Here is a 26167-nt window from a genome sequence, read left to right on the forward strand (position 1 = left end):
TCCATGCATCCGGCTTTTTCCGTCGTCTTCTTCACCACCGCCACGGGTGCCGGCTATGGGCTGCTCGCGCTGCTGGGCGTGCTCGGCCCGCTCGGCTTCGTCGCGCCCGATTTCTGGCCGGGCTTCGTCGGCATGGGGCTGGCGCTCGGCCTGATCGCCGCCGGCCTGTTGTCATCGACCGGCCATCTCGGCAGGCCCGAACGTGCCTGGCGGGCGTTCTCGCAATGGCGCAGTTCATGGCTGTCGCGCGAAGGCGTTGCCTCGGTCGCCACCTTCATTCCCGCAGGCGTGTTCGGCGTAGGCTGGGCCTTCCTTGGCCGCCTCGATGGCTGGGTGGCGGCCGCCGGCGTCCTGGCCGCCGTTGGCGCCACAGCCACGGTCTGCATGACAGGCATGATCTATGCCTCGCTGAAACCCATCGCCCACTGGCACAGCCCCTACACCTTGCCCGGCTATCTCATCTACTCGGCGATGAGCGGCAGCGTGCTTCTGAACGCTGTGCTGCAAGCATTTTCTCTCGGCTCGAAAATGCTTCTGGCGGCTTCCGCGCTGCTCATTTTGCTCGGCTGGGGCTGGAAGCTGGCGACGTGGCGCTACAACGACCAGCTTGAGATCCCGACCAATGCCAACACCGCGACCGGGCTCTCCGGCGGCATGGTGCAATCCTTGGAATGGCCGCATACCGAGGAGAACTACCTGCTCAAGGAAATGGGTTTTCGCATCGCGCGCAAGCACAGCGCCAAGCTGCGCCGGATCACGCAGGCGCTGGCCTTCGGTTTGCCCATCCTGTTGCTGCTTGCCGCCTTCGCCTTGCCGTGGCCGCTCGCGGCGGCGCTATCGGCGCTGGCCGCGATCGCCCAGTTTGCCGGCATGCTGGTCGAACGCTGGCTGTTCTTCGCCGAAGCGAAGCACACGGTCATGCTCTATTATGGGCGATAGATATCAGCCTGGCCGCAGCATCGAGTGCGAGATGGCGAAGATGCGCTCGGTGCCGAGCATGTAGGCCATCAGCGACTCCAGGCGAAACAGCCCGGCATAGGCGCGGTCGAGCACGTTGAGCGAACCGGTATAGGCGCCGAAGGCCGGCATGATCATGCGGCCGCCATCGCCGGCAAAGCAGCGCCTGCGCACCGAGCGGCCTTGTTGCACGATACGGGCGCAGGGATGGAGGTGGCCCGATATTTCCCCCTCTACCCTCACCTTCGATGGCTCATGCCGGAACAGCAGCGAGCCTATGGCCAGTTCCCGCACGGTCTCGCCAGGCAGATCCGCCGGCGCTTCGGGGTCGTGATTGCCGGCGACCCAGAACCAGTCACGGCCTGCCATCTGCGCTTCCAGCCGTTCGCGAAAGCTCGAATGCATGCGCGCTGCGCCGCCACCGTCGTGGAAGGAGTCACCCAGGCTGATGACGATCGACGGCTGGTAGTCCGATATGACCGCCTGCAGCCTGAGCAGGGTCGCGCCAGTATCGTAGGGCGGGATGAGCGTGCCGCGCCTTGCCAGGGACGACCCCTTCTCCAGATGCAGGTCCGATACCGTCAGCAGCTTGAGCTCGGGGAAATACAGCACACCGCGCGGATCGCAGACCGCGCGCTCGCCCGCGATGCCGACGAGATCGGCCTCGGCGATCAGCGATGCGCGCGCCAGCGAGAAATTCATTCATCAACCATCCCGGGCCCCATGGCCTCTTCGACCAGTGTCGCCGCATCCATAAGCAGCGTTTCATCGGCCTCGCCGTTCACCGGCATCTTGCCGATCTCGAGCATGATCGGCACGGCAAGCGGCGATATCTGTTCGAGCGCCTTATGCATGATTCGACCCTGGATGCGCGAGAGCATGTCCGCAAGTCTGCTGACATCGAGCAGGCCGGTCGCCGCATCGGCACGCGTCGCCTGAAGCAGGATGTGGTCCGGCTCATGGCTGCGCAGCACGTCGTAGATCAGGTCGGTCGACACGGTGACCTGCCGGCCGCTCTTCTCTTGGCCGGGGTGGCGTTTTTCGATCAGGCCCGAGATCAGCGCGCAATTGCGGAAAGTGCGCTTGAGAAGCCAGCTGTCGGCCAGCCAGGCTTCGAGATCGTCGCCCAGCATGTCCTGATCGAACAGCGCGCTCAGTGAAGGTTTCCTGGCTTTGAACATCGCGCCCATGTCGCCCAGCGACCATATGGCCAAGGCATAATCAGTGGCGACAAAGCCGAGCGGCCTGACGCCCGCCCTGTCGAGGCGACGGGTGAGCAACATGCCAAGCGTCTGGTGCGCCAGCCTGCCCTCAAAGGGATAGGCGACCAGATAATGGCGATTGCCACGCGGAAAGGTCTCGATCAGCAAATCGTCGCGCTTGGGCAGCATGGATTTGTCCGACTGGAACCGCAGCCAGTCGGCCACCTGCTCCGGCAGCTTCTTCCAGCGCTGCGGATCGTCCAGCATGATGCGGACCTGCTCTGCGAGGTAGGTCGAGAGCGGGAACTTGCCGCCGCCATAATATGGCACCTTGGCGTCGCTGCCGGGCGCGTTCGACACGAAGCACTCATTCTCGCGGATGCCCTCGAAACGCAGCACCTTGCCGGCGAACATGAAAGTATCGCCATGCGTCAACGTTTCGAGGAAGGCCTCCTCGATCTTGCCGAGCACGCGGCCACCGTGCGACGCCGCGCCTTTGCTGCCGGCCTTGACGTAACGCACGTTGAGGGCGGGCACCTCGATGATGGTGCCGACATTGAGCCTGTATTGCTGGGCGACGCGCAGATTGGAGACGCGCCACAGTCCATCCTTGTTGAGGCGGATGCGGGCGTAACGCTCATAATTCTTTAGTGCATAGCCACCGGTGGCGACGAAATCGATGACACGGTCGAAGGTCGGCCGATCGAGGTCGGCATAGGGTGCCGCCGCTCGTACCTCCGCGTATAGGTCATCGGCGCGGAACGGTGCGCCGCAGGCGCAGCCGAGCACATGCTGGGCCAGCACGTCGAGCCCGCCATTGACCAGTGGCGGCGTATCCTGCGCGCCGAGATAATTGGCGTCGAGTGCGGCCCGGCACTCCAGCACCTCGAAACGGTTGGCGGGGATCAAAATCGCCTTGGACGGCTCATCCATGCGGTGATTGGCACGGCCGATGCGCTGTGCCAACCGGCTGGCGCCCTTCGGAGCACCGACATGCACGACCAGATCGACATCGCCCCAGTCGATGCCGAGATCGAGCGTCGATGTGGCGACGATGGCGCGTAGCGCGTTCTCGCCCATTGCCTTCTCGACGCGCCGGCGCTGGGCGACGTCGAGCGAGCCATGATGCAGGGCGATCGGCAACGTGTCCTCGTTGACGCGCCACAACTCCTGGAACAGCAGCTCCGCCTGACTGCGTGTGTTGACGAACAGCAAGGTCGTCTTGTGGCGCTTGATCTCGCGGTAGATTTCCGGCGTGGCGTAGCGCGCCGAGTGCCCTGCCCACGGCACGCGCTCCTCGGAATCGAGGATCGAGATTTCGGGCTTGGCACCACCCGTCACAGTGATCAATTCCGCCATGTCACCCGGTGGGTTCTGGCTGACAAGCCAGCGCCGCAACTCGTCCGGCTCGGCCACCGTCGCCGACAGGCCGATCGTCTGCAGGCCAGGGACAAAGCTGCGCAACCGCGCGAGGCCGAGCGCCAAAAGATGGCCGCGTTTCGACGTCACCAGCGAATGCAATTCGTCGAGCACGACATAGCGCAGATCCTCGAAGAAGCGTCTCGCGTCGCCTGCCGCGATCAACAGCGCCAGTTGCTCCGGCGTGGTGAGCAGAATGTCCGGCGGCGCAAGCTTCTGTCGCTGGCGCTTGTGCGCCGGCGTGTCGCCGGTGCGCGTTTCGATGGTGACGGGCAGGCCGATCTCCTCGACCGGCTTGGCGAGATTGCGCTCGATGTCGACGGCCAGTGCCTTAAGCGGCGAGATGTACAGCGTGTGGATGCCGCGCCGCGCTTGGCCTAGGTTTCGCCTTGGCCTGACGGCCAGTTCGGTCAGCGACGGCAGGAAGCCGGCCAGCGTCTTGCCGGCGCCGGTCGGCGCGATCAGCAGTACCGATTGCCCGGCCTGGGCCTTCGCCAGGAGCTCGATCTGATGCGCGCGCGGCGACCAGCCTTTCTCGCCGAACCATTTCAGGAATGGCTCGGGCAGGACGACTGCGGCATTCTGGTCGGCGAGGCGGGGCTCAACTGTCACGCGCCAGAGGTAGCGCGGCGACAGGCAATCGCCAAGCAGATTCGGAACAAAAGGGGATCGAAAAAGCCTTACGGGCGCCGGAACCCTGTCGGCCCGCCATAGAGATAGCCGATGCGAGCTATCGCCTCCTTCAGGTCCTCTCGCGACACAAGCATGGTGTGACCGTTGGCGTGGATCATGGTTTCGGCGTCGGTCATGATGGCGACATGCCCTTTCCAGAACACCAGGTCACCACGTCGCAGCCCCGAAAAATCAGGGCCCGGCCCGAGCGGCTCGCCGATCGAGGCGGCCTGCATGTCGGAATCGCGCAGCACATTCTTGCCGGCCATGCGCATGGCCAGTTGCACCAGGCCGGAGCAATCGATGCCGAAGCCGGAAACACCGCCCCATAGATAGGGCGTGCCGAGAAATGTCTCGGCCACAGACACATAGTCGCCGGCCACTTCGCTGATCGGCTGCAAATGGCCAGCGATCACGGCTTTACCGGAGGGCAGCAACGCATAGTGCGTGCCCCGTGTTTCAGCGGCACCCGTAACGGTTACGGTCGATCCCATGGACAATTGCCCGGCAATCGGAAAGCGCAGGTCCGGACCGGGATAGAGAAACGTGCGTGGCACCGAAATGATATGAGTGGACGCATGGTCACGCCCGCCCAGCATGGCATCGGCGACATAGCCGACATAGCCATCGCGTTCGCCCTGGACCCAGGCCCAGCCTTCTCTCTCCTCGAAGACGAGGAGATCGTCGCCGAAGAGGAACTGCGTGTTGATGCCGGCGTCGGGCCGCGGCCCCTTGCGCAGATCGGCCACCGAGGCGGCAATCCGCGCCGGCCGGCCGGCGACGAAACGGTCGGCCGTCACCTCGCCCTTCAGCCGCGCATCGGCAAGATCGGAGCGAAAGGCGTGGAGGCGGGCGTCCCTGGCAGTCAAATCGTCAAATCCGGTCAAATGGAAATCGGTTACATCGGCAGTTCGTGGGCCTTGGCGATGATACCATCTCCGAAGCGCTCGACAAAGAGCGCGCCTTCGACGGTGCGCTTGATCAGCACGTTGCGCTTGTCGAGCTCGTCGCGATGGCGCGACACCAGTTTCAGCGCGCCCATCGTGTCGAGCGCGCGGGTGATAACCGGCTTGGTGACGTTGAGGCGGGCGGCAAGCCCGCGCACGGTGTGCGGCGGCGGATCGAGGTAGATGGTGAACAGGATCGCCGTCTGGCGCATGGTGAGATCAGGCGCGTCCTCGCGCACCTGCGACAGCATTACTTGCTGCCACAGTCGCAGGGCCTGGCTCGGGCGCATCGCAATCGACATCGCGCCAGCATGACGGCAAATTGTTTCGGTTCCGTTTCAGTTTCCAGCAATTTGCCGGCTCTGCTTGCGGGCCGTCCCTTCAGCCAAAGCGTGTCGAAATGACCCGCTCCAGCGCCCGGATGCCCTGCGCCTCGCCACCGGCCGGGCCATGCGGGCGATCGGCGGGGTTCCAGGCGAAGATGTCGAAATGCGCCCAGCTTGCCGTCTTCTCGACGAAGCGCCTGAGGAACAGCGCCGCGGTGATCGAACCGGCGAAACCATCTGATGTGACGTTGTTGATGTCGGCTATCTTCGACGACAGTTTCGCGTCGTAAGGCCGCCATAGCGGCATGCGCCACAGCGGATCCTCGACCGCCAGCGCCGCCGCCGCCAGCTCCGAGGCAAGCGCCTCGTCATCGGTGTAGAAGGGCGGCAGGTCGGGGCCAAGCGCGACGCGGGCGGCGCCGGTCAGCGTCGCCATGTCGATGAGAAGCTGCGGCTCCTCGTCGTCGGCCAGCGCCAACGCGTCCCCCAGCACCAGCCTACCCTCGGCGTCCGTGTTGCCGATCTCTACCGTGATGCCCTTGCGGCTCGCCAGCACGTCTCCCGGGCGGAAAGCGTTGCCGGCGATCGAATTCTCGACCGCAGGGATCAGCACGCGCAGCCGCACATTGAGCCCGGCGGCCATGATCATCGAGGCCAGGCCCAGCACATTGGCGGCGCCACCCATGTCCTTCTTCATCAACAGCATGCCCGATGACGGCTTGATGTCGAGGCCGCCCGTGTCGAAGCAGACGCCCTTGCCGACCAGCGTCACCTTCGGCGCGCCCTGCTGCCCCCATGTCATGTCGATCAGACGCGGGGCATCGGACGAAGCGCGGCCGACGGCATGGATCATCGGGAAGTTTTGTGCGAGCAGGTCGTCGCCCTTGGTGACCGAGACTTCGGCCTTGTGAGCCCCGGCCAGGGTCCGCACCGCCTTCTCCAGATCGTCCGGCCCCATATTGTTGGTCGGTGTGTTGACCAGGTCGCGCGTCAGGAAAACGCCGTCGACGACGCGGCGAACGCGCTGCGCATCGACACCGGCCGGCAGCTCGAAGCGCAGCGCCTTGCCCGGTTTCTTGCCGTAGCGGGCAAAGACATAACCGCCGAGCACGATTGCAAGAGCCGCCAATTCCGGCTCTGCGGGCATGGAGGCAAAATGCCAATCGCCCTCCGGCAAGGTTTTCGCCAGCGCACCTACGGCAAGCGCGCCCTCGCCGTCACCGAGACCGAACATGGCGCCGCCAAGCGCTCCGTTCTCGCCCGGCAGGATCAGCGTCCTGCCGGCCTCGCCGGAAAAGCCGTTTGCCTTGGCCCAAGCGACAATAGACGGCGACAGACCGGCCGTCTCCAGTCTGTCCCTGGCGACCAGATGGATCGGCAGCGGGTTCTTCGGCTTGCTCTCGACCAGTTCAACGGACATCAGATGTTTCTCCTACCGAGTTGCGAGTCGGCGCGTCTTAACCCTCCGTTAGGGTTAACAGAATATTTCTGCTGGAGGGAAGATGGCCACGCAATGGCCACGCATGAATGGAGGCCCAGGTGCCGATGCCGACCAACCGCACAATAGACATCCGGGGAAAACGGCTCATTACCACGGCATTCATGCTGGCGCTCGCGGCGGGCGTTGCCGGTTGCGCGACCGACAAACTCACCACAGGGTCGATCGGACGCACCAGCGGCAAGCCGCTGGAAACGATGTCGGCGGGAGAATTGCACAACGCCACGGCCGCACTTGGCCAATCCTACGCGAGGAACCCCAACGACAAGCGGATAGCGACCAACTTCGCGGCGGCGCTGCAGATGGACGGCGATGCCGACCAGTCGCTTGCCGTGATGCGCAAGCTGGCGATCGCCTACCCCAAGGACCGCGAAGTTCTCGCCGCCTATGGCAAGGCATTGGCCGCCAATGGCCAGCTCGAGGCAGCGCTCGACGCCGTGCGCCGCGCACAAACGCCGGAATACCCCGACTGGAGGCTGGTGTCGGCGGAGGCGGCCATCCTCGATCAGGTCGGCCAGAAGGACGAAGCGCGCCAACTCTACCGCAAGGCGCTTGAACTCAAGCCGAACGAGCCATCGATCCTTTCCAATCTCGGCATGTCCTATGTGCTGGAAGGGGATCTGCGCACCGCCGAGACCTATATGCGCTCTGCCGCCCAGCAGCCGAATGCCGATAGCCGGGTGCGTCAGAACCTGGCGCTCGTTGTCGGGCTGCAGGGTCGCTTCGATGAAGCCGAGAAGATCGCCTCGCAAGAACTTTCCCCCGAACAGGCGCAGGCCAACGTCGCCTATCTCCGGCAGATGCTGGCCCAGCAGAACGCCTGGAGCCAGCTCAAGGATCAGGACAAGGCGAAAACGGCGAAAACCGCCACCAACTGATCGTCGCGCGCGGCGCCCGATCGCGCCAAACGAAAGAGCCGCGTGGCATTTTCCGCGCGGCTCTTTCGCTTGGATTGTGCGGATTCGCCTACTGGGTGCCGTTGCTTTGCGACTGGCCGAAGATGCCGCGCTGGCTGACCTGGATGCCGGCAGGACCCAGGATGATGGCGAACAGCACCGGCAGGAAGAACAGGATCATCGGCACGGTGAGCTTGGGCGGCAGCGCGGCGGCCTTCTTCTCGGCCGCGTTCATGCGCATGTCGCGGCTTTCCGCGGCAAGCACACGCAGTGCGAGCGCCACTGGCGTGCCGTAGCGCTCGGCCTGGACGAGCGCCTGTGACACGGACCTGACCGATTCCAAGCCGGTACGGCTCGCAAGATTCTCGTAAGCCTGCTTACGTTCCTGCAGGTATGAGAGCTCAGCGTTGGTCAGGATGAATTCTTCCGCCAGGGCCACCGATTGCGCGCCGATCTCGTCGGCGACCTTGCGCAGGCCGGCTTCCACCGACATGCCGGATTCCACGCAGATCAGCATCAGGTCGAGCGCATCCGGCCACGCCAGCTGGATCGACTGCTTGCGCTTGGTCGCGCGGTTGTTGACGTAGAGGACCGGCGCATAGAAGCCGCCATAGGCAACGAGGATGCAGACGAAAAGCCGGATCACCAATGGCTTGTCGGGCAACCCTCCGAGCACGAAAATATAGAACAGACCCAGCGCGAAACCGACAAAAGGAAGCACCAGACGGAAGAACAGAAATCGCGTTAGCGGATTTTGCCCGCGAAAGCCGGCGACCTTCAGCTTTTGCAAGGTGGACTCGTCGGCCAACGCACGGCGCAGATCGAGCCGGTCGACAATGTTGCGCATACCGACCGACTGCTGCTCGCGCAGGCCCTTGCGGCGGCGATCGGCCTCGTTCGCAAGCCGCGCGCGCTGCTTGGCGCGAAGCTCGTCACGCTCCAGCGCGACCGACTTCATGCGCGCCTTGAGCTGGTTTCCGCCAAGCGCCGGCAGCAGCGTAAAAACGGTTGCGAACACGGCGACAGCGACCAGCATCGCAATCAGGAGGCTGGGATCCGTCAGTGATTTGATGACTTGTTCGGTCATGCCACGGTCCTAGACTTCAAAATTCATCATCTTGCGCATCACGAAGATGCCGATCGACATCCAGATGCCGGAAACACCGAGGATCAGATGGCCGACGCTGGTCGTGAACAGCGGCATCAGGTAGTTGGGACTGGAGAGATAGACGAGAAAGGCAACGATGAAAGGCAAGGCGCCGATGATGGCGGCGGATGCTTTCGCCTCCATCGACAGGGCCGCGACCTTGGCCTTCATCTTCTTGCGGTCGCGCAAGACGCGCGAAAGATTGCCTAGCGCTTCGGAGAGATTGCCACCGGCTTGCGACTGGATCTGGATGACGATGCCGAAGAAGCTCGCCTCGGTGCATGGCATGGTTTCGGGCATGCGCAAGGTGGCGTCGGGGATCGACAGGCCCATCTGCTGCGAATCGACGATGCGGCGAAACTCGGTCTTGACCGGTTCAGGGGATTCGTTGGCGATCAGGCGTATGGCATCGTTCAGCGGCAGGCCGGACTTGACCGCCCGCACGATGACGTCGAGCGCGTTTGGAAATTCGTTGAGGAATGACTTGACGCGCCGGCTACGACGAAAAGAAACGAACCAACGCGGCAGGCCAAGCGCTCCGGCGAGCAGCACACCGGGCAAGACAATCATCGGCGCACCGGCCACGAACGCGACCACCGTCAGCGCGAGACCGCAGATGGCCGAATAGATATAGAAACGTTCGATCGACACCTTCATCCCAGCCTGGCGAAGCTGCGCTTTAAGCGGCGGCTTCTTGACGGCGATGTCCTTGGATTTCTGCTTTTCGTCGAGATCCTTCAGTGAATCCTGCACCGATTTGCGGCGCTTGGCGGCGTCGGCCGCCCGGTCGCGGGTGGCCTTGACGACGGAACGGTCCGTCTCGGCGGCCTTGATCGTTTCCAGCCGCCTGCCGGCCTGTTTCTCGTTGCTGATCTGGTTGAACAGAAATACATAGGCGACCGCGCCGGCGCTGAAGCCGGCGAGTACGACAAACGCCAGTACGGTGCCGTCAATTCCAAACATCGACCAGAACCTTCACGCCTGTGAGTGCGTCAGTCAGCACGTTTCTCCATGGCCTCGAGCGCTATTGCGAGGCGCTGCTCTTCGCCGTAGTAGCGCGCGCGTTCCCAGAAATGCGGGCGGCCGATGCCGGTCGAGACGTGTTCTCCCAGCAGCCTGCCGTTGGCGTCCTCGCCCTTGATGTTGTAGAGGACGAGATCCTGGGTGATGACGACGTCGCCCTCCATCCCGATCACTTCCGTGATATGGGTGATGCGGCGCGATCCATCGCGCAGGCGTGCCGCCTGGATGATGACGTCGATGGAGCCGACGACGATTTCGCGCACGGTTTTCTGCGGCAGCGAATAGCCGCCCATGGCGATCATGGATTCGATACGGTTCAGGCATTCGCGCGGGCTGTTGGAGTGGATCGTGCCCATCGAGCCGTCATGGCCCGTGTTCATCGCCTGAAGAAGGTCGAAGACCTCGGGTCCGCGCACTTCGCCGACGATGATGCGTTCAGGCCGCATGCGCAGGCAATTCTTGACCAGGTCGCGCATCGTCACCTCGCCCTCGCCCTCGAGATTGGGTGGACGCGTTTCCAGGCGCACGACATGCGGCTGCTGCAGCTGCAGTTCGGCCGAGTCCTCACAGGTGATGACGCGCTCGTCGCGGTCGATGTAGTTGGTCAGGCAGTTGAGCAATGTCGTCTTGCCGGAGCCGGTGCCGCCCGAGATGACGATGTTGCAGCGGACACGGCCGATGATCTTGAGAACTTCTGCCCCTTGCGGAGAGATGGCGCCGAACTTGACCAGCTGATCGAGCGTCAGCTTGTCCTTCTTGAATTTGCGGATGGTGAGCGCGGTGCCATCGATAGCCAGCGGCGGCGCAATGACGTTGACGCGCGACCCGTCGGGAAGACGAGCGTCGCAGATCGGGCTGGATTCGTCGACGCGGCGGCCGACCTGGCTGACGATGCGCTGGCAGATGTTGAGAAGCTGCTGGTTATCGCGAAACCGAATGCCGGTCTGCTCGACCTTGCCGTTCACTTCGATGTAGACGTTCTTGGACCCGTTGACCATGATGTCGGCGATGTCGTCGCGCGCCAGCAACGGCTCGAGCGGCCCATAGCCAAGCACGTCATTGCAGATGTCCTCGAGCAGTTCTTCCTGCTCGGCGATCGACATCGCGAAGTTCTTGATCGCGATGATGTCGTTGACGATGTCGCGGATTTCCTCGCGCGCGCTTTCGGGATCGAGCTTGGCGAGTTGCGACAGGTCGATCGTATCGATGAGAGCCGAGAACACCTGGCTCTTGGTGTCATAGTAGGTTTCGCTCTTTTCGCGGCCCCTCCTCGGTTCCGGCGCCATGGGTGGCGCTTCGACCGCGCGCCTGGCCGGCGGCGCGACCGGTGCGCTCGGCTGAGCCGTGGCCGCGGGCCGGGCAAGCACCGCGGTGTCGGCCGAAACCGCGGCGGCCGGCGCGGCCGGTGCCGGTGCCGGCTGGCGAAATTCCGGCTTGAACCGGTTGCCGTCGTCGTTGCCTCTTTTACCGAACATGACCGACTACCGACCCCATTGCGTCACTTCTTGTTGCGCGAGAGCTTGCCGAGCAGACTGCCCAGGCCAGCTTTCTTCTTCGCCCGGATTTCGCTGCGGCCCGTCAGCACATGAGCAATCTCGTTGATTATGGCGACAACCGGATTCTTGGCATCCATCTCGCCCAGCATCCGCCCGTTGTTTGCAGCATTGCCGAACAGCAGGGGATCAAAGCCGATGACCGACATTGGTGTCAGGCCGAGCGGTTCGGCGAAATCGGATGCCGAGATCTCGGGCCGCTTTGGCACGCCGGCCTGATTGATGATCAATTTCGGCGGCGGGTCGTTCGGACGAAGCCGCTTCAACATGTCGACCAGGTTCTTGGTGTTGCGCAGATTGGCCAGTTCCGGGGTCGCCGTGATGACGATCTCGTCAGCCTTGACCAGCGTGTTCTTGGCCCATCCCGTCCAGACATGAGGAACATCGAGTACAAGCAGCGGCACGCTGCGCTGCGCGGTATCGACAAGTTGCGCGAAGGCATCGGGATCGAAGTCGTAGACGCGTTCCAGCGTCGAGGGCGCCGCAAGCAGCGACAGGTGCTCGGCGCATTGAGTCAACAGCCGGTCGAGATAGACTTCGTCTATGCGCTCGGGCGAGAACACCGCCTCGGCGATGCCCTGGGCCGGATCCTGGTCGAAATTGATGTTGGCGGTGCCGAAGGCGAGATCGAGGTCGGCGACAACGACCTCGGATTTGAACAGCGAGGACATTGCCCAGGCGACGTTGTGGGCGATCGTGGAAGAGCCGACGCCACCCTTGGCGCCGACGAAGGCGACGGTGCGGCCGAGCGGTTCGGCATCCGGATCGACGAAGATCGACGACACGACGCTGACGACGTCGGCCATCGACACCGGCGCGATGACATATTCGGAGATGCCGGAACGGATGAGTTCGCGATACAGGCCGACATCATTGTAGTGACCGATCACCACCACTTTCGAGGATGGATCGCAGTATTCCGAAAGCTGGGCGAGCTGCTCCAGCAATTGCTTGGGTTCGCTGCGCGATTCCAGCAGGATCAGGTTCGGTGTCGGCGCCGACTGGTAGAATTCGATTGCGGTGGCGACGCCGCCCATATGGACCTTGAGATGCGCCTTGGTCATGCGACGGTCCTCGCCGGCGCGCTGGACCGGATTGGCAACGCCCTCGGTCTCGCAGAATGCCTGGATCGAAATGCGCGGAACCGGCCGCAACGCCTGCATCGCGGCGACGTCCTGCGGCGAGGTATCGCCGCCCTCGACGGTGGCGTCATAGGCAAGGCTGCTCATGGTCATGCTCTTTCCGTGGCCTGTTCCTGGCGTCGCTTCTTTCCGAAGGCGGCTTAGTAAGTCACTTCCGAGTTGCCGAGGAATTCATCCGAAATGCCCCTGTCTTGGTAGACACCGATGGCTTTGCTGCGATTTGCCGCATCAATGGTGGTAGACTTGCGCGGCCCGAGAAGGTCGGCCGGATTGGCCATCTGGGCGGCCAGATTGTTCTGATAGGAGCAGCCGAAATCGGCGTAGTGCTTGTTTTCCGACGTTTCCACCAGGTCATCGGGCCAACGTCCGCATTTGTCGGTCTGTGCCCTCACCGCGATATAGGAGACGCGAACCGGGGCTGATGCCTCGCTCGATCCAGCCTGATAGGAGACCACGACGATCCGGTTGCGCTTGATACCGGCGGCGGCCGCGAGCCGGGCGAAATCACGGCCGGCCGCCGTCGCGGCGACTTCGTTGGCGGATCCGCTTGGAACCTGGATCGTCAATGTCGGAGCGGCAGACTTGTCGTAGCCGTCGAGGAACCCCAGAAGCGTGTCGCGCTGCGCGCCGGTCATGCCACGGTCGCCGGCGCCGACGGGAAGATCGATCTTCTGGTTCTTCTCCGCGATGACGATCGGATGATTGGTGCGATAGTCGTCGGGGATGGCGCCGACGGTAATGCTGTCGCGGTGGGCGCAACCGGCCAGGAGAGCCGTCAACGCAGCCGCGAGGATCGGAAGGACCCGCAGGCCCGTTCGAGAACGGCCGGAGCGCATCGCCATGGTCTTTGCCTTTAATACTGACTGAGACATGTCCGCTTTCCCGTTCACTTGTAGATGAAGCCGACAACGCCATGATAGCGGCCGTTGGGCCTGTCGGTCTGCATGGTGCCGTAGACGCGATTGACACGCCCAAGGAACATGCCTGCCCCGTCGCTTGGAGGGTTGAAATTGTCGTCCGGCTTGGCGAGTTCATTGCGCGCCACCGGCTTCACCAGATAGGGCGTAATGATGATGACGAGCTCGGTCTCGTTGCGCACGAAATCCCTGCTGCGGAAGAGCGCGCCGAGCACCGGGATCTTTGTCAGTCCAGGCAAGCCGTTGACGGCTTGCCTGACATCGTCGCGAACAAGGCCGGCGATCATCATGGAGCCGCCGGAGGGCAGTTCCACCGTCGTATCGGCAAGACGCTTGCGCAGAGACAGGACATTCGTGCCGGGACTTGTCACACCCGAGGACAGCGAAACGGACCCTTCGGTGGTTGGCTCGGAAACCGACGTTCTGACTTTCAGGCTGATGCGACCGGGAGACAGCACCACCGGCTGGAACTCCAGGCCGATGCCATATTCGATCTTGTCGATGGTATAGTTCTTCAGGCCAGTCTGGTTGTCGGTCGACACGTTCGCCGTGACGCCGCTCACCATGTTGTATTCACCGCCGACCTTGAAGGTTGCCTTCTCGCCGGATACGGCAGTCAAGGTGGGCTCGGCCAAGGTCTTCATGACCCCGGACTGCTCCATGGCATTGACATAGGCTTGCAGCCCCGAGGCGCCTATATTGAACCCCGAATTCGACAGCTGCTTACCGAGTCCGGTGAAATTGTCGCTAATCGCTCCATAGCTGATGCCGTTGCTGCCGCCACTGCCGACCATATTGACGCCGAGCTGCTTCATCACGGAACGGCTGACTTCGGCCACCGTCACCTTCAGCGTGACCTGATCATCTCCGATGATCTGCAGCAGATTGACGATCTGGCTGACGCGGCGCTCCTGGTCCGGATTGTTGATGTCGACACCGCTCTGGGCCGAGCCGCCAGCGGCGGTCTGCGAATATTGTCCCGTCGTCGCTTCACCGCCGGACACAAACATATTTGCCAGCTGTTCGGCACGCTTGGCATCCAAGGGGGTATCCACGGTGCCGGTCAGAACCACGTTGTCGTTGAGCAGTTCCACTTTGACGGCCGAGGTCGGAAGGAAGCGCTTGATATAGTCTTCCAGGCCGGCGACGTCGCGCTCGATGGCCAGGTCCAGGCTGGCGATCTGTTCGCCGTTCGGTCCAAAGACGAAGATGTTGGTTTCGCCGACCGACTTGCCAAAGAGATAGATACGCCTTGCGGTGCGGGTCACGGCGTCGGCAACGGAGGGATTGGCGACAAGAATGTCATAGGCATCGCTCGGCAGGTCAATGACCACCGACTTGTTGAGGCCAAGCTTGACGCGCTGGGTGGCTGTCGTGGCCGACACCTGCGTGCTCTTCGCCTCGACGCCCTGCACATTCGCTCCGACGAGCAGCAGGCCGAATGCCATGGCTACGATTGCCGGCAGTTTAGCGCTTAGCCTCATTTCCTTGCCCCTACCTCGGAGACTTCGCCCGACTTGATCAGCCTCACCGTTCCCCTGCGACCATTGCCGGAAACGAGATAGTCGGCCTCGTCCACATTCTTTTCCTGGGTGTCCGTGATCGCCCGCAGCGCCAGCGTCAGGCGATCCGCCATCTGCTGGGCAACGGTGATGATCTCCGCCTGTTTGGGTGTCAGCTCCAGCGTGGCGGTCTGGCCTACCCTGGTCTTCTTGCCTTCCTCGTCTTCCTGGATGGTTTGATCGATTGCCAGGACGCGGATATTCTTCAGGATGGTCTCGGTGCTGAAGCCGGCCCCGGTGTTGGCATCGGCCCTGCGGGTCATGATGACGTCGACGAAATCGTTTGGAAGAATGAAGCCGCCGGCCGAGGTGTCGGCCGATATGGTCGTGGCGACCGCCCGCATGCCGGAAGGCAGGATGGACGACATGAAGCTTTGCCCCTCGCCGATCAGCTTGGAGCGCCGCACGGGCTCGCCCGCATACATCGGCACACGGGCAATCGACCCTTTCAGCTTCTCCAGGGCATCGGGAGCGGTGGCCTTGGTGATGAAATTCGCGTTGATGCCGTCAGCGGGCCAGGATTGCCAGGCGATGCTGTTCTGGAGCGCGTTGCCCATCGCGACATCACCCGAAAGCACGAGCACATCCTGCAGGGATACCGCCGGGGCCTGGGGGCCAGAATCGACGACGATCTGAGGCGGCGGAGCGACCATGTTTTTTGCGACATAGCCAGCACCGCCCGCCGCGGCCACCGCCACGCTCAGAATAATCAATCGGGATGCTGGCATCTGTCCGAACCCTCGCCCTTGGCAAACCACCTAGCCAAGCCGGACTTTGCAGCGGCAATCGTCAAAACAAGGTTAATGCAATGCTTACGATCGTGATTAATTTAAGGTTTACATAAATTGAATGGATCGCGCCGAGATGCGCGGAAATGCTGGGCCGCCGCTCCGCAAGACGGCTTGCAAGGCATGCCAGCCGACGAAAAATTGATGAATTCAGTTCGCCAGCCTTGCCAGCGCCCATACCATCATGGGGGAATCGGGAAAGGTCAGCAGTCCGCCCAGGCCGAGCGCGATCCCGTAGGGAACACCGGCCGACTCTTCGGCGAAATGACGCAGGAATGGATTGCGGCCGGTGAAAACCGCCAGCGTCGATTTCCGGTAAAGCAGGATCGCGATTGTCAGAAGGCCGCCGATGAATGTCGAGACGACCAGATATTCGACGAGATGCACGTTGAGCCCCATCCACACGGCCGTGGCGGCCAGCAGTTTGGCGTCGCCGCCGCCCATGCCACCCAAGGCGAACAGGCCGAACGTCACGGCAAGGACGATGGCGCCGGCGGCGAAATGTCCGCCATAGGCTGCCCAGTCCATGCCCGTCAGCGGCGCCACCAGCGCGAAGACGACGACAAGCAGGACCGGCACGCGATTGGCGATCGTCATCGACAGCATGTCGGAGATCGCGGCAAACAGCATGCAGAACGGGAAGACGACGAAGATCAGGGCTTCAAGCATCGGCGCTTATGCCTATTGTGCGGATTTCCAGGATACTCAATCTAGGTCGGTTCGATTAACGATTGATGAGGTCCGCATGAAAAGACGGTCGTTGTCGGCAGCACTCTGGACCGGTCACAGAGAAACAGGGGCCGCCATGTGGCGGCCCCTGTCCAGAATGGAATCCAGGTGATCAGCAAATAAGCAGATCAGCTGCCGCTGCTGTTCAGCGTTGTACCGATGGCCGTGAATTTGGCGTTGATGGCATTGCCGAGCGCGCCTGCGCCGGTGATGATGGCGAGCGCGATGAGAGCGGCGATCAGACCATATTCGATGGCGGTCGCGCCGGATTCGTCCTTCACGAAACGTGCGATGAGATTAGACATTCGAGAGCTCCTACTCCACGTGTTACAGCACTTCCGTCAACTTCTGTGATGGTTGATCGGATGCTGCAAATCTAGGGAGAAGCTCTTTCGATCGGCTTAATAAACAGCCTTACCGATTCCTTTCCCGGCTAGAACATGTTGCGTGGTTAACTCCACACTAAGCGCTGGCTAATGTTCTGTTTTGCAGGTCGACGCCGCAAACGGCAAGGGCTTGGGCAGGCTTGCGACGCCTGCACGAGTTTGGTGATGCGCTCGGCCATGCCGACCGCCATATCCGGGCGCAACAAGTCAACTTAACCGTTGGTTCACCAATCTCGTTCATGTTCCGTTGAACAGTCCGCTTGCGTGGAGCGCCGTGATGGCCGTGCCGAGATCCTCAATTCTGATTGCCGTGCTTCTTGCCGCCAGCTTGACCGCGCCCGCCAGGGCCGGCGCCGGGATCGAGGTCACCATGAACCAGGCCAAGATCGTGAAATTGTCGCGCCCCGCCGATACGATCGTCGTGGGCAACCCGGCAATCGCCGACGCCTCCGTCCAGGATGCCTCGACGATCGTGCTCACCGGCAAGGGTTTCGGTGTCACCAATCTCGTCGTTCTCGACCCAGAGGGCAGCCCGATCGTCGACGCACAGGTTACCGTGGTCCGCCAGGCGGCCTCGTCGGTTCGCATTTACCGGCGCGCGGAGGTCCAGACCATGTCGTGCACGCCCTACTGCGAAAGCTCCTACAAGAGCGACGCGGAGAAATCGTCCGAAGCCGAGATGAGCGTCAGCAAATAAGCCATGCGGGCCGTGCCAGCGCCCAGGTTACTGCCTGGTTAAAGCGCCTGCGCCGAGTTTAACGATCATTCAAACCGGACCTCAATTGCTTTGCACTAATACACCTGTCAGCACCGTCCAGGATGGCAGGAACATCGCATGAGCAAGGAAATCGGCTCGACAGATCAACGCAAGATCGAGCGCGCCAGGCCTTTCCAGCGCTTCGTGCGCGACCGGCGCGGCGCCACGGCGCTGGAGTTCGCGCTGCTTGCGATGCCGTTCGCGCTTCTCGTCTTCGCCATCCTCGAAAGCTGCATCTCGTTTGCCAGCCAGGAGGTGATGGCCAACATTACAGACGATGTCGCGCGCCGGCTGCGCACCGGCCAGTTGAGGGCCGCCGACGTCGCCGGAGACAATTTGAAGAACATGATCTGCGGCAAGCTGGAAATCATCGTTTCGCAGGATTGCCCCAATCAGTTGAGCGTCGATCTTCGCCAGTACACGGCTTTCGCCGACGCGGCCCAGGCCGGCTTCAGGATTCAGGGCGGTAACATCCAGCTGACGAATAGCGGCGCCGATGTGCCCTTTACCGTCACGGCGGGTGCGGCGGAGTCAAGGAACATGCTGCGGGTTTTCTACAAATGGCCCATCATGACCAACCTGATGGCGCAGTCGATGGGCGGCAACAAAACGCTGCATTTCGCTTCGGTGACCTGGCAGAACGAGCCGTTCGACAATTGAGACAATCACCGAAGCAACAACAAGAAAAAAGGCAGTGAATATGATGCGTGCGGGGGCACATCAGGGAATTGCTGGGCCCTGGGGCAAATCAATGCTCTGGGGCAAATCAATCCGGTTCTGGTCCAATCGTCGTGGCGTCGCGGCGGTCGAGTTCGCGCTTATCGCGCCTATCCTGCTGGTCATGTATTTCATGACCATGGAGGCTTCGCAGGCCATCGAGACGAGCAAGAAGGTCAGCCGTGTCGGCAGCATGGTCGCCGATCTCGTCACACAACAGCCGATCATCGCCAAAGTGGACCTCGATGCCATCATGAAGATCGGCACCTTGACCCTTCAACCCTATAACCGCTCCGTGCCGGACATCACCATCACGGCCATACAGGTCACCACCGATGCCACGCCGCAGGTCCTGGTGGTGTGGTCGCGCAAGGTGGTCAACGGTGTGAACGGCGTCGGGGCCACCGCCGGCACCGCCACCACGGTTCCGGCAAGCCTCAGGGTCCCCGGAACCTTCCTCGTCCGCGTCGACAGCACCCTGGCCTATAAGCCGATCATCAGCTGGACGACCGACAGCCAACAGAAGCTCGGGTTTGTCGAGACGCTCGCCAAAGGCATGACGATGGGCGAAACCTATTATCTGCGTCCCCGCAGAAGCGTCACGATCCCTTGCAGCGATTGCTGAAAGACTTATTGCCGCCCATCGACCGATACCATCCGCACGATGGCCTCCGCCGCCGCATAGTCCTTGGGAGCCACGGGCATGAAGCCGCCAGCATGCTTCGGCTCCAGAAGGTCGTAGACATCCGGCGTCGTCGATTTGAGGTTGGTGAGGAACACGGTCAGCCGACGCTTGGCTTCCGGATCGAGGTCGCCGCGCACCGCATGGGGACCGTATCTCAGCAGACCCGACGTCCACACGACCTGAAGGGCCGAGGCCGAAAGGCCCGACGATTCGAGCCTTGCCTGCGTGCCCCCAGGCAGTCGCGGCTGACCGTCGGCCGCTGCCTTCACCCAGCCGAACATGGCGTCGGCCTCGCCGCCGACGAGCATGGTTTCAGCCGCCGACGCCGACGGGGCATGGACAAGGAATGGTGCGTCTTCGGCGATCCTGACGTGTTCGGCGGCCAAGCCCGCCAGCGGCAAAAGCGAACCGCCGACGCTGTCCGGCGGCGGCATGGCGATCCGGCGGGTCTCCATGTCAGCCAGGCCGGGCAATTCGCCGTCCCTGGTCAGCAGTACCGAGCGGATGCCGGCCGCACCGTCTGAATCGACCGGAGCTACGAGCGGCTCGACGCATTCGCAGCGTTGCAGCGCCGTGGCGTAGGCGGTCGCCGAATAGATGGCGTATTCGATCCGCGCATTGGCCTGTGCCTCGATCAGTGCCGCGTAATCGCGGGCAACGACGAATTCCACCTTCATGCCGAGCGCATTGGTAAAGGCTTGCGTCAGCACGGCCAGCCCCGGAACGGTATTGCCGGCGCCGGGTTCGGCGACGATACCGATGCGAAATGTGCCGATATCGTCGCGCCAGTCTGCCCACGCCGGTCCACAACAGAACGCACCGTTCACAGCCATGAGGGCAGTCCATGTCTTGAGCGCAGCCTTCATGACAGGACCGCCTTGCCTCTTGTTTCGTCCATGGGCGCCCAACTGGTCGCGACACCTGATCTTTGCGCCTTCCGAATTGCCAAGGCCGCCATGGAACCCTATGTCTTGAGGTCCACACTGGCAACAAATGACCCGATGGCGCGTGCATTCCTCTTTGTCCTGGATTCCTTCGGCATCGGCGGCGCGGCCGACGCAGAACGCTATGGCGACGCCGGTGCAAACACGCTGGCGCACATCGCCGAAGCTTGCGCGGAAGGGCGCGCCGATCGCGACGGGCTTCGTCAGGGACCACTGTTCGTCCCCCACATGGCATCGCTGGGACTTGGCAAGGCGGCCGAGACGGCGACAGGACTGGGTTTTGCTCATTTCGGGACGGACCTGCTCGCCAATGCCTTCCATGGCGCGGCGCAGGAGATTTCGAGCGGCAAGGACACGCCTTCCGGCCACTGGGAGATCGCAGGCCTGCCAGTACGCTTCGACTGGGGTTATTTCCCGGATACGGTTCCCGCCTTTCCGGCCGACCTGACCGAGGCGATCATCCGCGAGGGCAAGGTTTCAGGCATCCTCGGCAATTGCCATGCGCCAGGCACCGAGATCATCGAGCGGTTCGGCGAGGAACACATCCGCACGGGCAAGCCGATCTGCTACACATCGGTCGATTCCGTCCTGCAGATCGCCGCGCATGAGGTTCATTTCGGCCTGGAGCGGCTTTATGAATTGTGCCAGGTGGTTCGCCGGCTGGTTGACCCGCTGAGGATCGGACGGGTAATCGCGCGCCCCTTCGTCGGCGAGACATCAGCCACCTTCGAGCGAACCTACAACCGCCAGGACTACGCCGTGCCGCCACCCGAAGCGACATTGCTCGACCGGCTGACGGCGCGCGGCAGCCGCGTCATCGCCGTTGGCAAGATCGGCGACATCTTCGCCCATCGCGGGATTTCGCAGGTGCGCAAGGCGGCGGGCAACATGGCCATGTTCGACCAGGCGCTGGGCGCCATGGACGAGGCTGGCGACGGTGACCTCGTGTTCGCCAATTTCGTCGATTTCGACACCGAATTCGGCCATCGCCGCGACGTCGCCGGTTATGCCGCCGCACTCGAGGCCTTCGACCGGCGTCTGCCGGAGGCGTTTGCGAAGCTGAAGCAGGGCGACCTTCTCATCCTGACCGCCGACCACGGCAACGATCCGACCTGGCGCGGCACCGATCATACGCGCGAACGCATTCCGGTCATCGGCACTGGACCCGGCCTCAAAGGCGGCGACATAGGGCTGAGGGCGACATTCGCCGATATCGGCGAGACGGTTGCCGAACATCTGCGGCTGGCGCGCGGCCGTAACGGCACGTCCTTCCACGCCACGATTCGCGGTCATGCCTGAATTGCCCGAAGTCGAGACAGTCCGGCGCGGCCTGCAGCCGGTCATGGAAGGTGCTCATCTGGCCAAGGTCGAGATGAGACGACCCGATCTGCGCTTCCCCTTTCCCGAACGGTTCTCGGAGCGGCTGACGGGCAGGACGGTCACGGCGCTTGGCCGGCGCGCCAAATATCTGACCATGCATATGCAGGGCGGTCCGGTTCTGATCTGCCACCTCGGCATGTCGGGCTCCTTTCGCATCGAGACCGGCGACAACGACGAGACACCGGGCGTGTTCCATCATGAGCGTTCGAAGAGCGCGGCGCACGATCATGTCGTGTTCCATGTCGTTTCCGCGGCCGGCGCGCGCTCCCGGGTGATCTTCAACGACCCGCGCCGCTTCGGTTTCATGCTGTTTGCGGAAGAGCCGCCGGAGACGCATCCGATGCTGGGCGGACTGGGTGTCGAGCCCACCGGCAATGCGCTGGACGGCGTTCTGCTTGCCTCGCTGCTGAAAGGCCGCAGAGCGCCGCTCAAGGCAGCGCTTCTCGACCAGAGGCTGATCGCCGGCTTAGGCAATATATACGTCTCGGAGGCCCTCTGGCGCGCAGGGCTGTCACCCCTGCGCGAGGCAGGCACCATCGCCAAGCCAGGCAAGAAGGCCAGGGAACAAAGCGAAGGCCTCGCCGAGGCAATCCGTTCGGTCGTCGCGGACGCCATCGCGGCCGGCGGGTCTTCACTGCGCGACTATGTGCGCACCGATGGGTCGCTGGGTTATTTCCAGCATTCCTTCGCCGTGTACGACCGCGAGGGTGAGCCTTGCCCCAAGCCCGGCTGCAGCGGCCATGTCCAACGTATCGTGCAGAGCGGACGCTCGACCTTCTATTGCCGGACCTGTCAGAGGTAAGCTAGACCGCCGTCGAGCAAGGAGAAGCAGCCCATGGACTATGAGACGATCATCACCGAGACGCGTGGCAAGGTCGGGCTGATCACGCTGAACCGGCCAAAAGCGCTCAATGCGTTGAATTCCCGGATCCTTGCTGAACTCGTCTCGGCCGTGAACGGTTTCTGCGCCGATCCTGGCATCGGCGCCGTGGTTGTTACCGGTTCCGACAAGGCCTTTGCCGCCGGTGCCGACATCAAGGAAATGCAGGCGATCTCCTACGCGGATGCCTACAGCCAGGACTTCTTCGTTGGCTGGGAAGAGTTCACGCGGGCACGAAAGCCGATCATCGCGGCGGTGGCCGGCTATGCCCTGGGAGGCGGCTGCGAACTCGCCATGATGTGCGACTTCATCATTGCCGCCGATACGGCCAAATTCGGCCAGCCCGAGATCACGCTCGGTGTCATTCCCGGCATGGGCGGGTCGCAACGCCTGACCCGGTTCGTCGGCAAATCGAAAGCAATGGACATGTGCCTGACGGGACGAATGATGGATGCCGCCGAGGCCGAACGTTCGGGCCTGGTGTCGCGGGTCGTTCCGGCCGCCGAGCTGGTCGAAGAGGCCGTCAAGGCGGCGGCCAAAATCGCGGATTTCTCGCTGCCATCGGTGATGATGGCCAAGGAAGCGGTGAACCGGGCCTATGAGACGACGCTTGCCGAGGGATTGCGCTTCGAACGCCGCCTGTTCCACTCGCTTTTCGCGCTCGAAGACCAGAAGGAAGGGATGGCGGCGTTCGCCGAAAAGCGGAAGCCGAATTTCACCAACCGGTAGGGCGTGGCGGGCCAGCGTCCGAAACCCGTGGCATCGGCAAAAAGAACGCCCGTCGGCGTTGACGCGCCGGAAAAGCTGAACTATAAGCCGCACCAACCGAGGCGGCCCCGTGGCTGCCCGTTTGTTTTTTGCGCCCTGCGGCACGCCGCGTGCGCCGACCAGATCAGAAGAGAGGCATCATGGCCAACACATCCTCGGCCAAAAAGGCAACGCGCAAGATCGCCCGCCGCGCAGCGATCAACAAGAACCGCCGCTCGCGCGTCCGCACCTACGTGCGCCAGGTCGAAGAGGCACTCGCCTCCGGCGACAAGGCCGCCGCACAGGCCGCCTTCAAGGCAGCCGAGCCGGAATTGATGCGCGCCGCAACCAAGGGCGTGATGCACAAGAACACAGCGTCCCGCAAGGTGTCGCGCCTCGCCCAGCGCCTCAAGGTGCTGTCGGCCTGACATCGCCTTTTCAGGACGATCTTCTTCGAACCCGGCCGATCGCGCCGGGTTTTTTCGTTTGCCGGCAAGTACTTAAAAAGAATAGCCGCAGACAGCCCCAAGTGCAGATTCCCGAGTGCGAAATGATTTGCCGGCACATACATGCCCGCTGATGACCGGCACGCTTGAAAAGCGCCGACTGAAAAGACTACGCTCCGCACAAATAGCTATTTTTTTTCAAGCGGTTAGCGACAGTCATCCACAGCTTGTCCACAACGCGCCGAAGAGACGGGAGGACAACTGGCTGTCAAGTGAATTATTTCAGAAAATTTCGCGCCGGCCCGGCTTTTTCATATTCGTCGGAAAAGGGTTTGAATCCCAATGGCTTTGTCAAAATATGCCGCTGCGGCATGGCGCTCCAACCTGCCCGAGGTAACCAGATTCCTTAAAAATCCGTTAGACGTGGCCTTGCCCTATCCACAGCGATTTCGGTAATGTCGATCTATCGAACGGGACGGGCCTCTGGCCCTAACCCAGCCTTACGCGGCCAGCTTAAATTGGCGGGATTTGCGACGTGGATCAAGTCCGCGAACGGGTATGGTTTGCTCTTTTTCGATACGGTAGGGGACTGGCGTAACTAGACATGGCAGGTAGGACGGCGCGCCGGCGCTCTTTCGCCGGACGGTGTTGTATTGCCCTGACATACCCAACGCGGACTGGCTTCCATGGGCCGGCACCGGTTCCCGTCGGATAGTGGGCGACGTTCATTGCCGGCGGCGGCAATGGGCATCGTAGCGAAGACACGGTCGCCGGAAAAGGATGCAGGAGGCGCATCCCCAGCGAAAAACAGGTACAGAAAGGCAAGGAACTCGATCATGCAGAGCGGCATCGAAAGGGAGCTTACGGGCGACCTCCCATTTCCTGGAACTTTGATCGGAGCAAACGAGATGGCGGTCTCCAGCGACGCGGAACAGAAGTTCGACCGGGTCAAGGCCCAGTTGAAGGCGCGCCTGGGAACCGAAGTCTATTCCAGCTGGTTTGGGCGCATGAAGGTCGCGGAAGCGTCCAAGGGCATTGTCCGCATCTCCGTGCCCACCGCATTCCTGCGCTCGTGGATCAACGGCCACTATCATGATCTCATTTCAGAGCTGTGGAAGCACGAGGATCCCGAGCTTCTCAAGATCGAAATCGTCGTGCGCACCGCAACCCGTCAGGGGCGCGGCCAGCCCGAACCGGAATTGGCGCCGGCCCGCAAGATGACGCGGCAGACGCAGACGGCGCTGGCCGCCGGCACCGTCAGTCCAAGTAGGGTGGAGCGGTCTCCGATGCCGCGTCCGGGCGTGCCGGTCGAGAGCGAGTTCCGCCACAATGTCCTGGGATCACCGCTTGATCCGCGTTACACGTTCGGCTCCTTCATCGAGGGACCGTCGAACCGCGTTGCCTTCGCCGCCGCCAAGGCCGTGGCGGAATCGCAGTCGAGCGCGGTACGCTTCAACCCGCTTTTCCTGCATGCCACCGTCGGGCTCGGCAAGACGCACCTGCTGCAGGCCATCGCGGCGGAATCGCTGAAGCAGAACCCGAAGTCACGCGTCGTCTACCTCACCGCGGAGTATTTCATGTGGCGCTTCGCCACGGCGATCCGCGACAACAACGCACTGACGCTCAAGGAGCAGTTGCGCGACATCGATCTCTTAATCATCGATGACATGCAATTCCTGCAGGGCAAATCGATCCAGCATGAATTCTGTCATCTGATCAACATGCTGCTCGACAGCGCCAAGCAGGTCGTCGTTGCCGCCGACCGGCCACCGTCGGAGCTGGAATCGCTCGAACCGCGGGTCCGTTCGCGTCTCAATGGCGGCGTCGCGCTCGAAATGTCGGCGCCCGATTTCGCCATGCGGCTCGGCATGCTCAAACTGCGTCTGGCCACGGCCAGGATCGACGATGCATCGCTGGGCATTTCCGAAGAGATCCTCAACCACGTTGCCCGCACCGTGACCGGCAGCGGACGTGAACTGGAGGGCGCCTTCAACCAGCTCCTGTTTCGCCAGTCGTTCGAGCCGCAGATCACCATCGACCGCATCGACGAGATCCTCGGCCACATCTATCGCACGGGCGAGCCGAAGCGGGTCCGCATCGAGGACATTCAGCGCATCGTGGCGCGTCACTACAACGTCTCGAAGACGGAATTGCTGTCCAATCGGCGCACGCGCACCATCGTCAAGCCGCGACAGGTCGCCATGTATCTGTCGAAGGTGATGACGCCGCGCTCGCTGCCGGAAATCGGACGGCGCTTCGGTGGTCGCGATCACACGACGGTGCTGCACGCCGTGCGCAAGATCGAGGACCTTTCCGGCAATGACAACACGCTGGCGCAGGAACTGGAATTGCTGAGAAGGCTGATCAACGACCAGGCCTGACCGGCCAGAAGCGCCCGCTTGCGGGGTTGGCCAGCTTTATCCCCAGAAAGCCCGCGCAACCGGCCC

General features: G+C 62.6%; 25 protein-coding genes. 10 read left to right on the top strand and 15 right to left on the bottom strand.

What is annotated here, in order from left to right; translation table 11 throughout:
• The first annotated feature begins 3 nt into the window (after nucleotides 1–3).
• Nucleotides 4–939, top strand: coding sequence for a dimethyl sulfoxide reductase anchor subunit family protein (locus LB555_RS15570; protein ID WP_224683207.1), 936 nt, complete (start codon nucleotides 4–6; stop codon nucleotides 937–939).
• A gap of 3 nt (nucleotides 940–942) precedes the next feature.
• On the opposite strand, the gene pdeM is transcribed toward LB555_RS15570, so the two are convergent.
• The 5 genes from pdeM to LB555_RS15595 form a co-directional block, all read right to left on the bottom strand.
• Nucleotides 943–1659 carry a ligase-associated DNA damage response endonuclease PdeM gene (pdeM, locus tag LB555_RS15575; RefSeq protein WP_140722891.1) on the bottom strand — a complete coding sequence of 239 codons (717 nt, stop codon included), beginning with the start codon at nucleotides 1657–1659 and terminating at the stop codon, nucleotides 943–945.
• Entirely contained in the window at nucleotides 1656–4190 is a 2535-nt protein-coding gene (locus LB555_RS15580) for a ligase-associated DNA damage response DEXH box helicase (RefSeq protein ID WP_224683208.1), read from the bottom strand. The genes pdeM and LB555_RS15580 overlap by 4 nt, the downstream gene beginning before the upstream one ends.
• A 68-nt stretch (nucleotides 4191–4258) precedes the next feature.
• On the bottom strand, nucleotides 4259–5119 hold the full coding sequence (locus LB555_RS15585; protein ID WP_224683209.1) for an NlpC/P60 family protein: 861 nt from the start codon (nucleotides 5117–5119) through the stop codon (nucleotides 4259–4261).
• 29 nt (nucleotides 5120–5148) lie between these two features.
• Entirely contained in the window at nucleotides 5149–5499 is a 351-nt protein-coding gene (locus LB555_RS15590) for a MarR family winged helix-turn-helix transcriptional regulator (protein WP_023773016.1), read from the bottom strand.
• 79 nt (nucleotides 5500–5578) lie between these two features.
• Nucleotides 5579–6943 (bottom strand): leucyl aminopeptidase family protein, encoded by a 1365-nt coding sequence (locus LB555_RS15595; RefSeq protein WP_224683210.1) that lies wholly within the window; start codon nucleotides 6941–6943, stop codon nucleotides 5579–5581.
• A 125-nt stretch (nucleotides 6944–7068) separates the two neighbouring features.
• On the opposite strand from LB555_RS15595, the gene LB555_RS15600 reads away from it, so the two are divergent.
• Complete coding sequence (locus LB555_RS15600) at nucleotides 7069–7899, top strand: tetratricopeptide repeat protein (protein WP_140821731.1); 831 nt, start codon at nucleotides 7069–7071, stop codon at nucleotides 7897–7899.
• Between the two features lie 88 nt (nucleotides 7900–7987).
• Here the strand turns inward: LB555_RS15600 and LB555_RS15605 are convergent, their stop codons facing one another.
• The 9 genes from LB555_RS15605 to LB555_RS15645 all read right to left on the bottom strand — a co-directional run bounded on the left by LB555_RS15605 (nucleotide 7988) and on the right by LB555_RS15645 (nucleotide 17083).
• Nucleotides 7988–9004, bottom strand: a complete 1017-nt coding sequence (locus LB555_RS15605) for a type II secretion system F family protein (protein WP_015319327.1) — start codon at nucleotides 9002–9004, stop codon at nucleotides 7988–7990.
• Nucleotides 9005–9013: 9 nt separating this feature from the next.
• Nucleotides 9014–10027 (bottom strand): type II secretion system F family protein, encoded by a 1014-nt coding sequence (locus LB555_RS15610; RefSeq protein WP_015319328.1) that lies wholly within the window; start codon nucleotides 10025–10027, stop codon nucleotides 9014–9016.
• A 29-nt stretch (nucleotides 10028–10056) separates the two neighbouring features.
• A complete protein-coding gene (locus LB555_RS15615; protein ID WP_224683211.1) occupies nucleotides 10057–11562 on the bottom strand; it encodes a CpaF family protein in 1506 nt (501 codons plus the stop codon).
• A gap of 23 nt (nucleotides 11563–11585) precedes the next feature.
• Entirely contained in the window at nucleotides 11586–12875 is a 1290-nt protein-coding gene (locus LB555_RS15620; RefSeq protein ID WP_224683212.1) for a CpaE family protein, read from the bottom strand.
• 47 nt (nucleotides 12876–12922) lie between these two features.
• Nucleotides 12923–13654 carry a CpaD family pilus assembly protein gene (locus LB555_RS15625; RefSeq protein WP_224683213.1) on the bottom strand — a complete coding sequence of 244 codons (732 nt, stop codon included), beginning with the start codon at nucleotides 13652–13654 and terminating at the stop codon, nucleotides 12923–12925.
• 14 nt (nucleotides 13655–13668) lie between these two features.
• Complete coding sequence (locus LB555_RS15630) at nucleotides 13669–15183, bottom strand: type II and III secretion system protein family protein (protein WP_140614761.1); 1515 nt, start codon at nucleotides 15181–15183, stop codon at nucleotides 13669–13671.
• A complete protein-coding gene (gene cpaB, locus LB555_RS15635) occupies nucleotides 15180–15989 on the bottom strand; it encodes a Flp pilus assembly protein CpaB (protein WP_140614762.1) in 810 nt (269 codons plus the stop codon). The genes LB555_RS15630 and cpaB overlap by 4 nt, the downstream gene beginning before the upstream one ends.
• A 210-nt stretch (nucleotides 15990–16199) precedes the next feature.
• Nucleotides 16200–16718 (bottom strand): prepilin peptidase, encoded by a 519-nt coding sequence (locus tag LB555_RS15640; RefSeq protein WP_015319334.1) that lies wholly within the window; start codon nucleotides 16716–16718, stop codon nucleotides 16200–16202.
• Between the two features lie 188 nt (nucleotides 16719–16906).
• Nucleotides 16907–17083, bottom strand: coding sequence for a Flp family type IVb pilin (locus LB555_RS15645; RefSeq protein WP_015319335.1), 177 nt, complete (start codon nucleotides 17081–17083; stop codon nucleotides 16907–16909).
• A gap of 358 nt (nucleotides 17084–17441) precedes the next feature.
• Between LB555_RS15645 and LB555_RS15650 the strand changes: the two genes are divergently transcribed.
• From LB555_RS15650 to LB555_RS15660, 3 genes are all read left to right on the top strand, one after another.
• Entirely contained in the window at nucleotides 17442–17861 is a 420-nt protein-coding gene (locus LB555_RS15650) for a pilus assembly protein N-terminal domain-containing protein (RefSeq protein ID WP_140660658.1), read from the top strand.
• A 138-nt stretch (nucleotides 17862–17999) separates the two neighbouring features.
• Nucleotides 18000–18581, top strand: coding sequence for a TadE/TadG family type IV pilus assembly protein (locus tag LB555_RS15655; protein WP_015319337.1), 582 nt, complete (start codon nucleotides 18000–18002; stop codon nucleotides 18579–18581).
• A 40-nt stretch (nucleotides 18582–18621) separates the two neighbouring features.
• Nucleotides 18622–19263, top strand: coding sequence for a TadE/TadG family type IV pilus assembly protein (locus LB555_RS15660; RefSeq protein WP_224683263.1), 642 nt, complete (start codon nucleotides 18622–18624; stop codon nucleotides 19261–19263).
• A 5-nt stretch (nucleotides 19264–19268) separates the two neighbouring features.
• Here LB555_RS15660 and LB555_RS15665 read toward each other — a convergent pair whose 3' ends face one another.
• On the bottom strand, nucleotides 19269–20189 hold the full coding sequence (locus tag LB555_RS15665) for a phosphate/phosphite/phosphonate ABC transporter substrate-binding protein (protein ID WP_224683214.1): 921 nt from the start codon (nucleotides 20187–20189) through the stop codon (nucleotides 19269–19271).
• A 135-nt stretch (nucleotides 20190–20324) separates the two neighbouring features.
• Here LB555_RS15665 and LB555_RS15670 point away from each other — a divergent pair, with 135 nt between their 5' ends.
• The 5 genes from LB555_RS15670 to dnaA all read left to right on the top strand — a co-directional run bounded on the left by LB555_RS15670 (nucleotide 20325) and on the right by dnaA (nucleotide 26101).
• A complete protein-coding gene (locus tag LB555_RS15670) occupies nucleotides 20325–21566 on the top strand; it encodes a phosphopentomutase (RefSeq protein ID WP_224683215.1) in 1242 nt (413 codons plus the stop codon).
• On the top strand, nucleotides 21559–22449 hold the full coding sequence (gene mutM, locus LB555_RS15675) for a bifunctional DNA-formamidopyrimidine glycosylase/DNA-(apurinic or apyrimidinic site) lyase (RefSeq protein WP_015319341.1): 891 nt from the start codon (nucleotides 21559–21561) through the stop codon (nucleotides 22447–22449). Before LB555_RS15670 ends, mutM begins: the two co-directional genes overlap by 8 nt.
• A gap of 33 nt (nucleotides 22450–22482) precedes the next feature.
• Entirely contained in the window at nucleotides 22483–23256 is a 774-nt protein-coding gene (locus tag LB555_RS15680) for an enoyl-CoA hydratase (protein ID WP_015319342.1), read from the top strand.
• 179 nt (nucleotides 23257–23435) lie between these two features.
• Nucleotides 23436–23702, top strand: coding sequence for a 30S ribosomal protein S20 (gene rpsT, locus LB555_RS15685; protein WP_015319343.1), 267 nt, complete (start codon nucleotides 23436–23438; stop codon nucleotides 23700–23702).
• 854 nt (nucleotides 23703–24556) lie between these two features.
• On the top strand, nucleotides 24557–26101 hold the full coding sequence (gene dnaA, locus LB555_RS15690; protein WP_015313987.1) for a chromosomal replication initiator protein DnaA: 1545 nt from the start codon (nucleotides 24557–24559) through the stop codon (nucleotides 26099–26101).
• Nucleotides 26102–26167 lie beyond the last annotated feature (66 nt).

The organism is Mesorhizobium sp. BR-1-1-10, from assembly GCF_020165595.1.
Lineage (GTDB): Bacteria > Pseudomonadota > Alphaproteobacteria > Rhizobiales > Rhizobiaceae > Mesorhizobium > Mesorhizobium australicum.

Bases quoted from the DNA above. Each gene is read 5' to 3' on its own strand.
- LB555_RS15600 (WP_140821731.1), top strand. From the start codon at position 7,069: ATGCCGACCAACCGCACAATAGACATCCGGGGAAAACGGCTCATTACC.
- LB555_RS15610 (WP_015319328.1), bottom strand. From the start codon at position 10,027: ATGTTTGGAATTGACGGCACCGTACTGGCGTTTGTCGTACTCGCCGGC.
- LB555_RS15630 (WP_140614761.1), bottom strand. From the start codon at position 15,183: ATGAGGCTAAGCGCTAAACTGCCGGCAATCGTAGCCATGGCATTCGGC.
- LB555_RS15625 (WP_224683213.1), bottom strand. From the start codon at position 13,654: ATGTCTCAGTCAGTATTAAAGGCAAAGACCATGGCGATGCGCTCCGGC.
- LB555_RS15570 (WP_224683207.1), top strand. From the start codon at position 4: ATGCATCCGGCTTTTTCCGTCGTCTTCTTCACCACCGCCACGGGTGCC.
- pdeM (WP_140722891.1), bottom strand. From the start codon at position 1,659: ATGAATTTCTCGCTGGCGCGCGCATCGCTGATCGCCGAGGCCGATCTC.
- LB555_RS15595 (WP_224683210.1), bottom strand. From the start codon at position 6,943: ATGTCCGTTGAACTGGTCGAGAGCAAGCCGAAGAACCCGCTGCCGATC.
- LB555_RS15615 (WP_224683211.1), bottom strand. From the start codon at position 11,562: ATGTTCGGTAAAAGAGGCAACGACGACGGCAACCGGTTCAAGCCGGAA.
- LB555_RS15665 (WP_224683214.1), bottom strand. From the start codon at position 20,189: ATGAAGGCTGCGCTCAAGACATGGACTGCCCTCATGGCTGTGAACGGT.
- LB555_RS15650 (WP_140660658.1), top strand. From the start codon at position 17,442: ATGGCCGTGCCGAGATCCTCAATTCTGATTGCCGTGCTTCTTGCCGCC.
- LB555_RS15645 (WP_015319335.1), bottom strand. From the start codon at position 17,083: ATGTCTAATCTCATCGCACGTTTCGTGAAGGACGAATCCGGCGCGACC.
- LB555_RS15655 (WP_015319337.1), top strand. From the start codon at position 18,000: ATGAGCAAGGAAATCGGCTCGACAGATCAACGCAAGATCGAGCGCGCC.
- LB555_RS15620 (WP_224683212.1), bottom strand. From the start codon at position 12,875: ATGACCATGAGCAGCCTTGCCTATGACGCCACCGTCGAGGGCGGCGAT.
- LB555_RS15590 (WP_023773016.1), bottom strand. From the start codon at position 5,499: ATGTCGATTGCGATGCGCCCGAGCCAGGCCCTGCGACTGTGGCAGCAA.
- cpaB (WP_140614762.1), bottom strand. From the start codon at position 15,989: ATGCCAGCATCCCGATTGATTATTCTGAGCGTGGCGGTGGCCGCGGCG.
- LB555_RS15605 (WP_015319327.1), bottom strand. From the start codon at position 9,004: ATGACCGAACAAGTCATCAAATCACTGACGGATCCCAGCCTCCTGATT.
- LB555_RS15670 (WP_224683215.1), top strand. From the start codon at position 20,325: ATGGCGCGTGCATTCCTCTTTGTCCTGGATTCCTTCGGCATCGGCGGC.
- LB555_RS15660 (WP_224683263.1), top strand. From the start codon at position 18,622: ATGATGCGTGCGGGGGCACATCAGGGAATTGCTGGGCCCTGGGGCAAA.
- rpsT (WP_015319343.1), top strand. From the start codon at position 23,436: ATGGCCAACACATCCTCGGCCAAAAAGGCAACGCGCAAGATCGCCCGC.
- LB555_RS15640 (WP_015319334.1), bottom strand. From the start codon at position 16,718: ATGCTTGAAGCCCTGATCTTCGTCGTCTTCCCGTTCTGCATGCTGTTT.
- dnaA (WP_015313987.1), top strand. From the start codon at position 24,557: ATGCAGAGCGGCATCGAAAGGGAGCTTACGGGCGACCTCCCATTTCCT.
- LB555_RS15680 (WP_015319342.1), top strand. From the start codon at position 22,483: ATGGACTATGAGACGATCATCACCGAGACGCGTGGCAAGGTCGGGCTG.
- mutM (WP_015319341.1), top strand. From the start codon at position 21,559: ATGCCTGAATTGCCCGAAGTCGAGACAGTCCGGCGCGGCCTGCAGCCG.